This window comes from Flavobacteriales bacterium, assembly GCA_019694795.1.
In the GTDB taxonomy this organism is placed as follows: Bacteria; Bacteroidota; Bacteroidia; order Flavobacteriales_D; family UBA2798; genus UBA2798.
In genome coordinates this window covers 1-14989 of the sequence record JAIBBF010000056.1, presented here as the reverse complement: position 1 = coordinate 14989, position 14989 = coordinate 1, and the positions used below count along the sequence as shown (strand labels likewise).

The window sequence follows — 14989 nt, the reverse complement described above, 5'->3', positions numbered from 1 at the left end:
CATTAATAGGTATCCAGACCGATGTGGTTAAAATCGGATATTCCTATGATGTAACCATATCGAAATTGACCAATGCATCGGGTGGATCTCATGAAATTTCCATGGGAATCAACATTCCGTGTAAACCGAAGAAACGATCGTTCCGGACCATTAGTTGTCCGTCGTTCTAACCTTGCTTTATTTGGTGTTACGGGGAGCGGGTTTTACTCATACGAGTAGACCCGTTCTCCGTTTATGTAGGTACTAAATATGTAAGCGCGTAAAATATCTTTTTCGGAAACCTTGAGTAAATCGTGACTCAGCACTACGAAGTCGGCCAGTTTACCTTTTTCGAGTGTTCCCTTTTCATTTTCTTCAAAATTGGAATAAGCCGCCCAGATGGTCATTCCCCGCAATGCTTCTTCACGCGTTAAGGCCTGTTCAGGTAAAAATCCGGAAGGCGGATTTCCATTCTTATCCTTGCGAAAAACAGCTGTATAAAATGTCATAATCGGATCCGGAGATTCAACCGGAAAATCGGTACCAAGTGCAATCAATCCTTTTGCTTTTAAGAGCGATTTATACGCATAGGCCCCTTTTAAGCGTGCAGCACCGATGCGTAATTCTGCCCAATTCATATCGGAAATAGCATGGGTGGGTTGTACGCTTGGCAGAATGGAAAAATCGCTGAAATAATAAAAATCATTGGGATCCATCACTTGTGCGTGCTCAATTCTCCAGCGGGAATCGTGTTGACTTTCCAAATTCTTCGCATAAATGGCAAGCACTAATTTTGCAGCTGAATCGCCAATGCAATGCGTGTTCATTTGGAAACCACTCTCCACCATCAACTCGGCACACTCTGCAAAAAATTTCATATCCACCGTTAATGCACCGTGGTGATGATCACCTGTTCGATCGCTGTAGGGTTCTTTTAAACAAGCTCCCCAGGAACCCAAAGCACCATCCGCCATAAATTTGAATGAACGGATATTCATGCGATCATCTTTGTACGGACCCTCCACTGCAAAATGATCCAGGTTCTCTTTGCTGGGAACCATCATTGCATATACACGAAGTTTGAATTTTTTTTCATTTTGCAAACGACGCATCATATCGGTAGTAGGTAAATCCGTACCGGCATCATCCACCGTTGTAATTCCATAGCGAATCAGATGTTCATTGGCCAGCAATAATGCTTTTTCAGTTTCTTCATCGCTGAATTCAGGTAACACACTCAGCACTTTCGACATCGCATTATCAATGAGCATTCCCGTTAATCTTCCATCCTTCACAATAAATTCGCCACCATCTATTTGAGAATTTTCATTGACTCCGGCTAAATCCAAAGCTTTAAAATTCACCAATGCAGCATGTCCGTCGATCCGATACAACACCACGGGTGTATTCGGAAATAGTTCATCCAGTTTTTCACGCGTGGGGAATTCCGGGTTTTCCCATTCGGTTTGATCCCATCCCCTACCGAAAATGACTTTCGGATGTTCTTTGTCGGCATATTTTTTAACGCGATCGATCACCTCATCAAACGATTTACATCCCGACAAATCCGCCTGCATTAACATTTTGCCGTAGCTGAGAATGTGACCATGCGCATCGATAAATCCAGGGTAAACGGGACGCTTCATCAGGTCGACCACTTCATCGGCATAATATTTATTCATGATTTGCCGCTCCGCTCCCAATTCAAGAATTTTTCCATCCTTCACCGCCATTGCTTCAACCACGGTGTTGTTATCGTCCATAGTATAAATCTGCGCATTGTGAATGATCAGATCTGCTTCATCCATTTTATGTGCACAGGAGGCAGAAAAAAGGAGGACCATCAGCAATGAGGTATTCAATCCTTTCATAGCTTATGAATTATTGCGTTCCACGTAAAAAGAATTGGCTTGTGCTGTGGGGGTAAGAATGATATCGTTTAAACAAACATGGGCCGGACGCGTTGCTGCAAAATAGACCACCTCTGCAATGTCTTCCGGATGCAAAGGTTCAAATCCCTCGTACACGGAATGCGCACGCGTTGCATCGCCTTTAAAACGCACTTCAGAAAATTCAGTTTCCGCCATACCCGGACAAACACTGGTCACCTTAATATTAAACGGCAACAAATCGATCCTGGAACCCTTTGTAATCGCTTCTACGGCATGTTTGGTAGCGCAATATACATTTCCATTCTTGTAGGCTTCTTTACCTGCTGTAGAGCCAATATTGATGATGTGTCCGGATTTTCTCTCCTTCATGCCCGGAGAAATAACGCGGGTTACATATAAAAGACCTTTGATATTGGTATCGATCATTTGTTCCCAATCGGAAATATTTCCTTCATCGATGGTATTTAAACCGAGTGCGAGTCCCGCATTATTCACCAGCACATCCACCTTTGCAAATTTTTCGGGCAGTGCTCCCAGATTTTTTTCCACCTGATTCAAATCGCGCACATCGAAACAGAGATCCAGAACCTCTATGCCATAGTTCGAAATTAATTCCGATTTCAGCGACTGAAGACGATCCTGGCGACGACCGGTGATGATGATGTTCCATTTTTCAGCAGCAAATTTCTCTGCAATGGCTTTACCGAATCCGGAAGTAGCGCCGGTAACTAAAATTGTTTTCATGTTATCTTAAAAATTTATTCGTAATCGTTGTTTTTACGCCGGCGAAAAAAATAGCCTATGAGCAGAGCGGCGAGAATTAAGGACAATTGAAAAAAACTCAACCAATCGAACGCTTCCGTTGCCGACTGCGATTTTTCTTCTTCGGCTACAATCCGTTCGCCTTCCTGCGCCCATAGGAAAACGGAAGAGCAAATCAGGAAACTACTAAATAAGAATTTCTTCATCGGTCGATTTTTCTTCATCGGGAAAAACGATTTTGGTTTCTATTTTTCCCTCCTCATTTTTTACTTTCTTTTCTTCAAATGGCGCATGCATTCGTGCACTCAGATAAAAAGCCACCGATACAATGGAAATAATGATCAGCGACACCACCCCGAACACATACATATCGAGGTCGGAAGCGAAGGACATGTCTTTAAATCCGCGGACATATCCGATCAGCGTTAAGATGGCAATCGGACGAAGTACGTTGAGTCGTTTGGTGATGAGAAAAAAAAGAAAAATAAAATTGAATAAGGGGAAGACCAGTGAAAAAGCAATGTTGACATTATTTTCCTGCGAAAACTGAATACCTGCTACCAATTGTAAAATGGCAGATAAAGCAATTAATGCAATTAAAAACTGATAAGCGCGCTTAGATTTTTTCCATACCGTACGAGTAGGGAAATAAAGAATTTTATTCGCCAGTTTTTTCGGTTCCTTAATGTTGTAATTGGAAATCTGCGGTAAAATACTGTCGTAGATTTCCTGCCGCGTATATCCTTTAGCAGCCAAATCTGAAATATGCGTGCGTAATGACATAAAAAAAAGGGTCCCGATGTTTCGGGACCCTAAAGATACATTAGTTTGCAAGTATCTCGAATTCGGTTCTTCGATTTTGCTGTCGACCTTCTGCCGAATTGTTGGTGGCTACAGGTCGTGTAGATCCGTAACCCTTGGCAGTGAGTCTTCCTTTATCGATTCCTTTAGAAACCAGGTAATCGACAACGGATTTAGCACGGTCTTCAGATAATTTTTGGTTCATGCTTTCTGAACCTACGTTATCGGTGTGACCCGAAATTTCAATTTTCAGTTTGGGAACATCCTTCAACAATTTCACCAAACGATCGAGCTCAGCATTCGATTCTTTCGTTAGCGTAGCGAGTCCCGTTGCAAAGAAGATATTGCGTAATGCAATCTTACTTCCTACTGCAATGTTTTTCAGTTCAATTTCTTTATCCACTAGATTGTAATCGGTATACAATGGAATATCGAAATTTTCTGAATGGAACAGGTATCCGTTGGCTTTAACTGCAATACCATAGTTTTTACCACTGTTCAGTGATAACAGGAATTTACCGGTTGCGCTGTTGGTTTTAAAGGTGGAGATTACCTGACCTGTACCGTTATCAACGATATCGATATCTGCTTCCACCGGTTTTTTGGTGATGGCATCGATGGTTCTTCCTTTAAATACGGTTAAGCTTTTCTTTTGTACCTGAACAGAAGCTTCAATAACGTTATCCTGAATCGGACTAGCCACTGATGATAACAGATAATCCTGATTATCCACAATCAACTTCTTTTCGGGTCCCCAGAAGGTAACCTTGTACAGATCCAATCCTCCTTTTCCGCCCGGGCGATTGGAAGCCATGTACATGTGTTTTCCATTGGCTGCCATTGCACAGATAAAATCATCGTAAGGAGTATTGATTGGGTAACCCATATTGATGGGAGCGGTCCATTGTCCTTGTTTTTTATACGACACAAAAATATCGTATCCACCCATGGAGTTATGTCCCTGCGAAGCGAAGTACATCGTTTCACCATCGGGGTGCATGTAGAGTGGTCCCTCATTAAAACGGGTATTAATCACCGATCCAACGCTCATACCATTTCCGTAAATACGTTTAGCACGATCCATTACTCCGGAGAAATAAATATCTGTACCGGAATTTGAAATACCACCTTCTTTATCGGAGAGGTAATACAGTTTTACATCATCGAAATCGTACGAAGAAAAGGTTTGATTGGCAACGGTATTGATGGCGCGTGCAAATGAAACGGCGGCCGACCATGCAGCTCCTCTTAATTCGGATTCCATGATATCGAAATTGCCGTTTTCGTTGCGGAACAGCAGTAATTTAGTTCCATTATACGCCAACATACTCGATGTTTCATCTTTATCCGTGTTGATTTGCGATCCGATGGATTTCGGAGCTGACCATTTTCCTCCGGAGAATTCTGCTGTATAAATGTCGGAATCGTATCCGCCATGAGGTAAGGCGGTGTGACCATTCGGTCTTCTGGAAGTGAAAATGATGGTAGATCCGTCCATGGTAATCGAAGGCGAATAGTCATCGTACTCGGAATTTAATTCCGCGATGTTATCCACCCAAACACGTTCCGGTTTTGCTACCAGTACTTTTCCGCTTTTGCATTCTTCGAGGTATTTTGCAATGAACTTGATGTAATCCTCCGCTTTGCGGCTATCTTCAAATGATTTGAAATATTTTGTGGCATCATCAAATTTCATTTCCATCAGATTCACCACACCTAAAAAGAAATCTTTGCGCTTATCCACTTCCGGATCCAGTTGAACGGCCTTCAGGATGTGGTCCTTGCTTTTATATTTCATATTGGTGTAGAAATAAGCCATACCCAATTTAAAATTGAGTTCCGCATTGTTCGGATTAAAGGCTTGTGCTTTTGAATAATGGAAAATAGCCATTAAAAAATTATCACCCGGATCCTGGGTGTTCAGCACAAGTTCATTTCCTTTTTTCAAAAAATCATCTCCCTTATCGATGTTATCGACGGCAGCTTTAAATTCTTCTTTTTTATCCTTGAAGTTTGCACTTTTAAATTCTACGTTTTGCGCCTTTAAGGAAAGGGCTGCAAAAAAGAACAGACTGAAAATGGATGTATAGATAGTTTTCATGGTCCTTATTCGTTACAGTCGTTTACATAATATTTCTTTCCTAAATCGGCACCGAGTTCGCGCGCCTTTTTCCAGTCGGCACAAGCACCGGATGCATCACGGTTCATTTCTTTTGCCGTTCCGCGGTTTACATAAGCACTTGCGTACGTAGCGTCCAGTGAAATAGCTTTATCGAAATCGGCCAATGCGCCGCGGTAATCTTCTTTTTTCATTTTTGCACTGCCACGGTTGTTGTATGCAGGTGCATAATTCGGATTCGCTTCGATGCATTTATTAAAATCGGTAATGGCTTCATCGTATTTGCCTTGTTCAAAATTCAATGCTCCGCGATTGAGGTAAGCCAGGAAAAATTTAGGATCGATGCTCAGGGCGCGGTTATAAGCAGCCAATGCTCCGGCATAATCTTTCATTTTCTTTTTTGCCGTACCCAGATTGTTCAATACAAAGGCCAGATTGGGATTGTATTTCGCTGCCAGGTCGTATTCTTTTACGGCCTCCGGATATTTTTCCAGCATGCGGTAACAAGAACCGCGGTCGTTATACGCATAAGCGAAATCGGGTTTCAGGCTCACGGCTTTACCGAATTGTTCCAGGGCTTTGTTGTAATCTTTCATTTGGAAGTAAACGGTACCGAGGTTGTAGGGAACCTTTTCGTTTTTCGGACTTAATCGTCCTGCCGTTAATAAATCCAGCTCCGCATTTTTTAAATCGTTGTTGAGCTGATGGGCACGGGCGCGTTGAAAAAATGCTTTTCCGTTTTGCTCATCCAACTTAATTAAGCTGGTAAAACTTTCTACTGCCTCCTTGTATTTTTTCGCTTCAATTTCGGCCACGCCTTTATTGAACCAGGCCTCTTTAAAGGTGTTGGAAATACCCAAAGCTTTGGTGTAGGATGCGATGGCCGCGCTGTAGTTGCGGGCAGCGAACTGACTGTTCCCTTCATTGTAAGCCGTTTGGAATTCGGCCGTCATAGCCGATGCGGCATTAAGGGCATCGATGGAATCTTTGTACTGACGCTCCTTCTCAGTGAGCATGTCAGGCTGTGCATAGGACAGGACCATACATCCTGCGCCCAGCAGCGTTAGTAGAATTTTCTTCACGTAATGCTGGTTTTATTTGGTTGGGAACTAAAAATACGACCTGAACACGCAATCACAAACCTTGTTTTTTCAACAAATGTTGATAAAGGCATTCAGGCTCTCATTTTCAGGATATACAAAGTCTGTACCGAATATGAAGGATAAGCCTTATTTTTGCAGCCAAATTCATCCACAATGCTCGGATTAAAACTACCAACCGATCCCCGCTGGGTTAAACTGGTGGAAAGTAATATTTCGGAAATACTCACCGATCACGCATGGTGCGAGCAAAAAGCTGCTTCGAATGCCATTAGTCTGATTGTGGTGCATTCTGAATTATCGGAGATGGTGGATGAACTCGGGAAAATTGCAGTGGAAGAAATGGAACATTTTAATCTGGTCCTTGCCAAAATTAAAGAACGCGGATTTAAGCTGGGTCCCGAACGCAAGGATGATTATGTGAATGAATTAAGGCAGTTCCTGAAAAAAGGAGGCACGCGTGAAGAGCAATTGGTGGAACGCTTATTATTTGCCGCCATGATTGAAGCACGTAGCTGTGAACGATTTAAAATGCTGAGCGAAAAAGTGAACGACGCCGACCTTCGCGAATTTTATCATTCACTCATGGCCTCGGAGGCGGGACATTACACCACCTTTATCGGCTTTGCACGCAAATACGCAAAAAAGGTAGATGTAGATAAACGCTGGAAAGAATTCCTCGAATACGAAGCAGAAGTAATTGCCCGCTACGGCAAAAAAGAAACCATGCACGGGTGATGAAAAAAATGACATACAATTATGTGGTATAAGGATTGGTTCAATAGCGATTATTATCACATCCTTTACCGCCACCGCGATGAAAAGGAGGCCGAATCATTTATGATCCGCTTAGCCGGACAAATCGGTTTGCGTCCTGATATGCGCGTGCTGGACCTTCCATGTGGCAGAGGCCGGCATTCGGTGTTTCTATCGAAAATGGGATTGAATGTAACCGGCGCCGATCTATCGGTTAACAGCATTGAATTCGCTAAACAGTTCGAAGATGAAAAACTGCACTTTCTGGTGCACGATATGCTGCAGCCCTTTCCCGAAAAAAATTTCGATGCCGTTTTAAATTTATTTACCAGTCTCGGTTATTTCGACGACCCCGCCGATGATTATCGGTGCATCCGGAATATGGCCGATGCCTTAAAAGAGAATGGTCACCTCGTGATCGATTTTCTCAATCCCACCCAGGTACGGCGCCACATGCAGGAAACGCAGGATTACGAAATTGAAGGCATCAGCTTTGTGGTGAACAAAAAAATTGAAAACGGATTTGTCGTTAAAAACGTCCGCTTTCTTCACGACGACGAACAACATTGCTATACCGAAAAAGTACGATTGTTCGAATTAAATGAACTTTCCGACATGGTAAATGCAACAGGATTGCAAATAATTGGTACTTTTGGCGACTATTCGTTCGGGCCTTACAACAAAGACCGGTCCGACCGCATCATTCTCATTGCCCGTAAATACTGATTTGGAAGATCTCGTTGTATACCTATCCCTCATTGCTTCGGTACTCGCCGGAGGAACAGCGGTGTTGTTTATGAATCCCACCGGAGAGCGCACGCTGAAACTGATGCTTGCCTTTTCCGGCGCATTTTTATTGGGTGTTTCCTTTTTGCACCTGATACCGGAAGTGTATGAACACGGACCAAAAAACATCGGGATTTTTATTTTACTCGGATTTTTATTCCAGCTCCTGCTCGAATTTTTCAGTGAAGGAATTGAGCACGGACATGTACACATCCACGATCACCACAAAGAACGTTTTCCGATTGTAGTGATGATTTCATTGTGCCTGCATGCCTTTGTAGAAGGAATTCCACTCGAACGTGAAATTCATGCCGAACATCATGCCATTGCGCACGGACACGGAAATCACTCGCTTTTAATGGGTGTAGTATTCCACAACATTCCGGTTTCCATTGCGCTGATGAGTATGTTTTTAAAAAGTGGATTATCGCGACAAAATGCTTTTTTCTGGCTGGCGATATTTGCATTGATGGGTCCGCTGGGGACATTTCTCGGTCACATTTTCGGTGCCGACTTAAGTTCGAATCTCGCAGGATTTTTCGATATCATTTTAGCGATTGTGGTGGGAATGTTCATGCATATTTCTACCACCATTCTATTTGAATCTTCCGAAAATCACCGTTTCAACCTGATCAAATTCCTTTCCATTTTAGGAGGCGTGGTGGTGGCCATGCTTAATTTCTGATCAGTACTTCAGTAAAAAATCAGGAGGATCACTTTTAAATCCGGATTGCAATTCTCCATCGCGAAAAACATATTCGCGCACTACAAAATCGTTCACCATGTATTTCCAAACACCTTGCTTTAATCCGTTTTTATCGAAACGACCGGTAAGTCCCAATAACTTATCGTTCCACACGCCGGATTTTTTTCCATTGGTGTAGGAACCACTAATTAATACTTGTCCGTCGAAAGCCATTTTTACATAAGCCCCATTTTTCTGTCCGTTTTTGTACACCTGTTTTTCCATGAGCCGGCCCGTTGGAAAAAAAGATTTGGAAACACCATTCCGCAATCCGTTTTTATAATTTACTATTCGGGCAGGAGTCCGCATATCACTTTTATAAACGGCTCTGCATTCGCCATTGATGGTGTCTTTTTTTACCCATACAATCGGATGCCAGAAAGAAGTGGAATCATTCACTACGACGCGAATGGAATCGCTCTGCGCCAAGAGTTCGTTGTTTCCCAAAAAGAGAAACAGAACAAGCACGAACTTAAATTTCGAGTACCAATCCATCATAAGCAAGATCTACATTGGGCGGCAATTCTTCGCGAACCACTTCATGCTTACCCATGAGATGAGAGAGATGCGTGAGATAAGCGCGAACGGGATTAATTTTCTGAATCACTTCCAGTGCTTCGGCCAGGGTAAAATGCGAAATATGATCTTCGCGGCGCAGGGCATTGAGGACTAAAATTTCGGTTCCTTTTAATTTATTCATTTCACCGGCAGAAATGGTTTTTGCATCGGTGATGTAAGAAAAATTACCAATGCGAAATCCAAATACCGGCATTTTGTAATGCATTACACGAACGGGATCAATTTCAATTCCCTGAATGGAAAACGGTTTGTTTTCAATCTCCACCAAATTCAATTCCGGCACTCCGGGATATTTAAAATCGCTGAAGGCATAATGGAACTCACGCTTTAAGGCATTGTGTACTTCTACGGTTCCGTAAATATCAATTTTACTTTTCTGACGGAAATTAAATGCACGCACATCGTCGAGTCCGGCCACATGATCTTTGTGTTCATGCGTAAACAACACCGCATCGAGGTGTTTTACCTGGTGACGCAACATTTGCTGACGAAAATCGGGTCCGGTATCAATCACGATGACCTTCTCCTGTGCTTCAATCATCACTGAAGTGCGCAGGCGATTATCTTTCGGATCGGCCGATGTGCAAACCTCGCAATCGCAGGCGATGACGGGGATGCCTTGTGATGTTCCTGTACCTAAAAAAGTAACCTTCATGTTACATGGAAGGAGGTGTAGGAGGCAATTGTTTTTCGAGTTCTTTCAAACGCTCCTCCATTTGTTTGAATTTTTTGTCTTTGTCCTTATTCAGGAAATGGAATCGCAACCAAACGGTGATCATTCCCAATGCATAAAACAAGGCAATGAGGAAGATGACCGAAATTTTCACTTTAAAAAACACAAGGTAAAAATCCACCTGGTGCGAATTGCGTACGATGAACGTCAACATTAAAACGGCGATTAAACCGATCAGCAATTCTTTTTTGTATTTCACTACAAACGATTGTTCTTTTTCCTGACTCATTCGGAATATTTTTCTGAAAAATTAGGTATTTTGTGCCAACGACAGAATTATGTTTAAAAAAAATAATACACAAATCGCTGTTTTCATTCTGGCGCTTTGCAGTTCCATCAACAGTTTTGCACAGGAATTACGCTACGAAAAGAATCAAACTCTCAGCTATCCGGAAGTCATTTCCGCCTGGCAAAGCATCGACCGACAATCGGATTTGGTGGACATCCTGGAGATGGGTTTAACCGATGCGGGCATTCCTTTACATCTGGTGCTGATTTCCTCTGAGAAAAACCCGAAAAATCAACTTGCCAAACGCGATAAAATTCGAATACTCATCAACAATGGCATTCACCCCGGTGAGCCGGATGGCATCGATGCTTCGCTGCAATTGGTAAAGGATGTATTGAAAAAAGGAAATTTACCGAACGATGTTTTACTCTGTATTATTCCTGCTTATAACATCGACGGTATGCTCAACCGCAACTGTTGCAGCAGAGCCAATCAGAATGGTCCCGAAGAATACGGCTTCCGCGGCAATGCGAGAAACCTGGACCTCAACCGCGATTTCATCAAAAACGATTCGCGTAATGCACAGAGTTTTGTGCAGTTGTTTCAATTGGTTGATCCGCATATTTTGGTGGACACCCACGTGAGTAATGGCGCCGATTACCAATACACCATGACCTTACTCATGACCCAGCCCGACAAACTCGGTGCACAGGGCGAATGGTGCCGCTCGAATTTAATTCCGCATCTCTATTCTGAAATGGAGAAAAAAAATCAGCCGATGATTCCCTATGTGAATCACATTGGAAAAACACCCGAAAGCGGAATTGCCGATTTTTTAGAAACACCGCGCTTTGCCACCGGATATGCCGCCTTATGGGGATGCATTGGTATTACCACTGAAACCCACATGTTAAAGGCCTATCCCGATCGTGTAAAAGCGACCACTACCCTGCTCCACATTGTAATTGAATCAGCTTCTCTGTACAAAAAAGATATACAAACGATGAAAGAAAAATTTTCATCCTTTCAGTATAATCCGGAGCAAATGGTCCAATTAGGAATGAATTACGAACTGGATACCAACCGGCAGGAACAAATTCCCTTTTTAGGTTATGAAGCCGTATTTGAACCCAGTAAAATTTCGGGAGAAACACGCTTGCGTTACGACAGAAACAAACCTTACAAAAAGAACATTCCCTATTATAACCACTACCAGTCAACACTGAAAAAAACCGTACCGAAAGCCTATATCATTCCCTTTGCATGGAAAGAAGTGATTGACCGGTTAAAACTGAATCATATAGCTATGCTGAGTTTGCAAAAGGACAGCAGTATAAAAGTCACCTCCACCTACATCAACAGTTTCGAAACCGTGAAGAAACCTTACGAGGGACATTATCTCCATTACAACACCCGGGTGACGGAAAAGCAAGAGATGCGCAATTTCCATAAGGGCGATGTGCTGGTTTACACCTCCCAACCTGCATGGCGCTTTTTGGTGGAGACATTGGAGCCCGAATCGGTGGATTCGTATTTCAACTGGAATTTTTTCGATGCCATTGTGCAACAAAAAGAATGGTTTTCGGATTATGTTTTTGAGGACTATGCCGAAAATTACCTGAAAGAACATCCGGAACTGGAAGAAGAATTAAAGCAGAAAAAAGCGAATGATCCTGAATTTGCAAAAGACGGATTTGCGCAATTGTATTTCATCTACCTGCGATCGCCCTATTATGAGAAAACACATAATTTGTATCCCGTAGCCAAACTTTTTTAATCAGAGATTACGGAAAGCGAATCCGTTTTTTTGCATGTAATCGAAAACCGACAACACCAAAAGGCGACGCTGCCGGCGGATTTCATTGATTTGTTCCAGCTGTTCCAAAATCAGAGGCAAACGATCTTTAATGGGAATACCGGCATGATGCTGATCGAAACGGAATTTTTCTTCGTATAAACTATTTTCATCCTTGCGCTCCTGATCGATATCGATCATTAATCCCCGCATATATTTTTTTCCGTTTTCCGTTACTGAAACAAGGTGATCTTCGAGCCAGATGTATCCGCGGTTTTCCACATTAAAACGAAACATGGTTACCACCGGCTCCTGCTCGTTTTGTTTGTGCCACATCACAAGGGTGTGATTTACTTCGATATAATCCTGCGGATGCATGTGGCCGGGAAAAAAATCGCGGTTCAGATTAAACTGATCGGGCGAATAACCGGTGAGATCAAAAATGTTCTCCGACACAAATTCAATTCCACCCCCGGTTTCGTAAAAAACGGGTCGACCCAACACGCGGAGGGCTGCCTGAAACGATTTGTCGTCGGTAATTTCCAAGCGCAACAATTTGAGATGAAGAGTCCAATATTAAGAAGAAATTAATCCCATTTTGTAATTGTTATTAACAGCAGGAAGGAAATTGAGACCTAAACCGATGTTATTATCGACTGATTAGCTGAAAGTTAAAGAAGCAATAAATCTGGAACGGTTTTGGTAATTGTGATGATCTGAATCCAAGAAATCATGAAAAATGTTTATTTTCAAGCACAGGATATGTTTATAGCAGCGATGAGACGATTTTACACACTGATACTGATTGCGGGAGGAATGATGATGGCCACTACATCGATGGCACAGTTCAACCTGAAAAAACAAATGGCCGATAAAAAAACCTATGAGGCGGCGAGCGTGATTGATTCTACGTATGGGATTATGCTGTATGAGCGTCTTAATCCCCACACCGAAGGCGATTCCATTCGCATGTGCGGAAACTATGCCTGCCAGAGCTGGATCGAAGATTTTTACGTGAGTGGTGAATTGTTGCACAAGGGATTTTACATCGACGGTCAATTAAAAACCTACAAGAATTTTTATCCCAACGGAAATGTTGAACGCGATTTTAAAGCGATTGATAATTACCGCTCATCGGTAAAACTGTTTTATCCCGACGGCAAATTGAAATCCGAAATAAAATACAATGAAGGATCGCCGGAAAGCTGGACCGACTACAGCGCAAGCGGTGCCATTACCTATCAGGAACAAGCCTTAAAAAACAGTACGATTCTTGAATTCAAAAAATTCTTTTTCGATAACGGAGCTCCGCAAAAAATAATGGAGATTAAGGACAAGAAAAAATACATCTACAGTTATACCGAATACCACAGCAACGGAAAAATAAAAGCCGAAGGCAGCAAAGTATATTCCGAAGGACTCGGCGATTACCTCAACGAAGGCACCTGGAAAAGTTATGATGAAAACGGGAATCCGGTAAAAACCGAAAACTTTTCTAAAGGAGAATTGCTCAAGTAATTATTTCCGTTTGTAGAAATACACAACCAACACCGGTAACAAAAACAAGTCGGCCAGCACAGCGAAAATCAGCGTGAGCGCGATGAGTAAACCGAGGTAGAATGTCCCCAGAAAATCGGAAAAAACCAGCGTTAAAAATCCGCCCGACAAAATAATGGTGGTCAAAATAATCGCTCTTCCCGTTGTTAAGAAGGTTCGTTTTACGGCATAGAACACCGATTTACCTGCAGCCAGCTCCAATCGCAATTTCGAAATGAAGTGAATGGTATCATCCACCGCTATTCCAAAGGAAATGGTAAAGATCATGGAAGTAGAAACTTTTAAATCTACTCCCAAAATTCCCATAATGCCGGCCACCAAAAGCAGCGGAATAATATTGGGAATTAAAGCGATGATGGTCATGGATAATGATTTGTACATGAGGCCCACAATCAGCGCAATCACTAAAAAAGAAAGCAGCAAACCATAAACTAAACCACGTGCTACTTGTCCGTTGTTTTTATCAATTAAAGTAGCTGTTCCCGTAATGCGATAGCTGAACAAAGTGGTATCGATTTGCTCTTTAAAAAAGGAATGGAATGCCGCATCTTTTTCCTTGTAAACAAAGCTACCCAAATCAGCGCTTTTCCCTGAAATGCGAATGAGTTTTCCCTGATCGGCCACTACGCGATCGAAGGCATTTTTGCTTTTCATCTTTTCGAGCAGGGAATAAATTTCGAGCAATTCTTCATTGGAAGACGGGATGGCATAAGCACTAAAATCGCCACCGTGCAGGGAACGGTTTACCGTTTTTACAATGCTGAGCGGCGAGAATAAAAAGCCTGCTCCATATTCCTGATGCAAATAATTTTCAATTTTTTCGATTTGCTGCAATTCGCCAATGGTAATCGGTAGCGAATCGGATCCGGTGTTTTTCTGCAAGGCTAATTCGAAGGGACGAACACCCGAGAATTCTGTTTCGAAAAAACGGAAATGCTGCTTGAGTTCATTACCCTCCTTTAAATCTTCCAGCAGAAAATTATTGATACGCATTTGAGAAATCCCGATGAACGAAAGCAGAATGAGCAAGCCTGAACTAATCAGTAATGCATTGCGTCGTTTAAAAATAAACAGCAATAAACGGGGAAGCATTTTTCTCCACCAGTTGTTTTCGTGCGGCACGGCAGCGATGGAGGGAACCGGATGTAAAATAAGG

The 14989-nt window shown here is 42.5% G+C and carries 17 protein-coding genes; 6 read left to right on the top strand and 11 right to left on the bottom strand.

Annotation, left to right across the window (positions count from 1 at the left end; genetic code table 11):
* Nucleotides 1-170: type IX secretion system membrane protein PorP/SprF (locus K1X56_12785; GenBank protein MBX7095589.1), on the top strand; the 170-nt coding region annotated here is incomplete at its 5' end.
* Between the two features lie 33 nt (nucleotides 171-203).
* Here K1X56_12785 and K1X56_12780 read toward each other — a convergent pair.
* Genes K1X56_12780 through K1X56_12755 form a run of 6 tightly spaced genes read right to left on the bottom strand, consistent with a single transcriptional unit; the run spans nucleotide 204 to nucleotide 6635 of the window.
* A complete protein-coding gene (locus K1X56_12780; protein ID MBX7095588.1) occupies nucleotides 204-1850 on the bottom strand; it encodes an amidohydrolase in 1647 nt (548 codons plus the stop codon).
* 3 nt (nucleotides 1851-1853) lie between these two features.
* The gene (locus K1X56_12775; GenBank protein ID MBX7095587.1) at nucleotides 1854-2615 is read right to left on the bottom strand and encodes an SDR family oxidoreductase; all 762 of its coding nucleotides are present in this window, start codon (nucleotides 2613-2615) and stop codon (nucleotides 1854-1856) included.
* Nucleotides 2616-2629: 14 nt separating this feature from the next.
* Nucleotides 2630-2839, bottom strand: coding sequence for a hypothetical protein (locus tag K1X56_12770; protein ID MBX7095586.1), 210 nt, complete (start codon nucleotides 2837-2839; stop codon nucleotides 2630-2632).
* Nucleotides 2820-3416 carry a hypothetical protein gene (locus K1X56_12765; GenBank protein MBX7095585.1) on the bottom strand — a complete coding sequence of 199 codons (597 nt, stop codon included), beginning with the start codon at nucleotides 3414-3416 and terminating at the stop codon, nucleotides 2820-2822. The genes K1X56_12770 and K1X56_12765 overlap by 20 nt, the downstream gene beginning before the upstream one ends.
* Before the next feature lie 40 nt (nucleotides 3417-3456).
* A complete protein-coding gene (locus K1X56_12760; GenBank protein MBX7095584.1) occupies nucleotides 3457-5535 on the bottom strand; it encodes an OmpA family protein in 2079 nt (692 codons plus the stop codon).
* A 5-nt stretch (nucleotides 5536-5540) separates the two neighbouring features.
* Entirely contained in the window at nucleotides 5541-6635 is a 1095-nt protein-coding gene (locus K1X56_12755) for a tetratricopeptide repeat protein (protein ID MBX7095583.1), read from the bottom strand.
* A gap of 174 nt (nucleotides 6636-6809) precedes the next feature.
* Here K1X56_12755 and K1X56_12750 point away from each other — a divergent pair, with 174 nt between their 5' ends.
* From K1X56_12750 to K1X56_12740, 3 genes are all read left to right on the top strand, one after another.
* Nucleotides 6810-7391: a tRNA-(ms[2]io[6]A)-hydroxylase gene (locus K1X56_12750; protein ID MBX7095582.1), complete on the top strand. Its 582-nt coding sequence runs from the start codon at nucleotides 6810-6812 to the stop codon at nucleotides 7389-7391.
* 21 nt (nucleotides 7392-7412) lie between these two features.
* A complete protein-coding gene (locus tag K1X56_12745; GenBank protein ID MBX7095581.1) occupies nucleotides 7413-8135 on the top strand; it encodes a class I SAM-dependent methyltransferase in 723 nt (240 codons plus the stop codon).
* A gap of 70 nt (nucleotides 8136-8205) precedes the next feature.
* Nucleotides 8206-8880 carry a ZIP family metal transporter gene (locus K1X56_12740; GenBank protein ID MBX7095580.1) on the top strand — a complete coding sequence of 225 codons (675 nt, stop codon included), beginning with the start codon at nucleotides 8206-8208 and terminating at the stop codon, nucleotides 8878-8880.
* Here the strand turns inward: K1X56_12740 and K1X56_12735 are convergent, their stop codons facing one another.
* From K1X56_12735 to K1X56_12725, 3 genes are read right to left on the bottom strand one after another with little or no spacing between them, the layout of a single operon-like run.
* Nucleotides 8881-9408, bottom strand: a complete 528-nt coding sequence (locus tag K1X56_12735; GenBank protein MBX7095579.1) for a hypothetical protein — start codon at nucleotides 9406-9408, stop codon at nucleotides 8881-8883.
* Nucleotides 9409-9412: 4 nt separating this feature from the next.
* A complete protein-coding gene (locus K1X56_12730; protein MBX7095578.1) occupies nucleotides 9413-10174 on the bottom strand; it encodes an MBL fold metallo-hydrolase in 762 nt (253 codons plus the stop codon).
* A 1-nt stretch (nucleotide 10175) separates the two neighbouring features.
* Entirely contained in the window at nucleotides 10176-10481 is a 306-nt protein-coding gene (locus K1X56_12725) for a LapA family protein (GenBank protein MBX7095577.1), read from the bottom strand.
* A gap of 49 nt (nucleotides 10482-10530) precedes the next feature.
* On the opposite strand from K1X56_12725, the gene K1X56_12720 reads away from it, so the two are divergent.
* Nucleotides 10531-12258, top strand: a complete 1728-nt coding sequence (locus K1X56_12720) for a hypothetical protein (GenBank protein ID MBX7095576.1) — start codon at nucleotides 10531-10533, stop codon at nucleotides 12256-12258.
* On the opposite strand, the gene K1X56_12715 is transcribed toward K1X56_12720, so the two are convergent.
* Complete coding sequence (locus K1X56_12715) at nucleotides 12259-12822, bottom strand: PAS domain-containing protein (protein ID MBX7095575.1); 564 nt, start codon at nucleotides 12820-12822, stop codon at nucleotides 12259-12261.
* Between the two features lie 186 nt (nucleotides 12823-13008).
* On the opposite strand from K1X56_12715, the gene K1X56_12710 reads away from it, so the two are divergent.
* Nucleotides 13009-13794: a hypothetical protein gene (locus K1X56_12710; protein MBX7095574.1), complete on the top strand. Its 786-nt coding sequence runs from the start codon at nucleotides 13009-13011 to the stop codon at nucleotides 13792-13794.
* On the opposite strand, the gene K1X56_12705 is transcribed toward K1X56_12710, so the two are convergent.
* The coding region (locus K1X56_12705) for an MMPL family transporter (protein MBX7095573.1) at nucleotides 13795-14989 on the bottom strand (1195 nt) is incomplete at its 5' end. It abuts the gene before it with no gap.

Coding starts and splice junctions, on each gene's coding strand:
- K1X56_12760 (MBX7095584.1), bottom strand. CDS start 5,535: ATGAAAACTATCTATACATCCATTTTCAGTCTGTTCTTTTTTGCAGCC.
- K1X56_12775 (MBX7095587.1), bottom strand. CDS start 2,615: ATGAAAACAATTTTAGTTACCGGCGCTACTTCCGGATTCGGTAAAGCC.
- K1X56_12770 (MBX7095586.1), bottom strand. CDS start 2,839: ATGAAGAAATTCTTATTTAGTAGTTTCCTGATTTGCTCTTCCGTTTTC.
- K1X56_12780 (MBX7095588.1), bottom strand. CDS start 1,850: ATGAAAGGATTGAATACCTCATTGCTGATGGTCCTCCTTTTTTCTGCC.
- K1X56_12745 (MBX7095581.1), top strand. CDS start 7,413: ATGTGGTATAAGGATTGGTTCAATAGCGATTATTATCACATCCTTTAC.
- K1X56_12765 (MBX7095585.1), bottom strand. CDS start 3,416: ATGTCATTACGCACGCATATTTCAGATTTGGCTGCTAAAGGATATACG.
- K1X56_12740 (MBX7095580.1), top strand. CDS start 8,206: ATGAATCCCACCGGAGAGCGCACGCTGAAACTGATGCTTGCCTTTTCC.
- K1X56_12720 (MBX7095576.1), top strand. CDS start 10,531: ATGTTTAAAAAAAATAATACACAAATCGCTGTTTTCATTCTGGCGCTT.
- K1X56_12750 (MBX7095582.1), top strand. CDS start 6,810: ATGCTCGGATTAAAACTACCAACCGATCCCCGCTGGGTTAAACTGGTG.
- K1X56_12725 (MBX7095577.1), bottom strand. CDS start 10,481: ATGAGTCAGGAAAAAGAACAATCGTTTGTAGTGAAATACAAAAAAGAA.
- K1X56_12730 (MBX7095578.1), bottom strand. CDS start 10,174: ATGAAGGTTACTTTTTTAGGTACAGGAACATCACAAGGCATCCCCGTC.
- K1X56_12710 (MBX7095574.1), top strand. CDS start 13,009: ATGAAAAATGTTTATTTTCAAGCACAGGATATGTTTATAGCAGCGATG.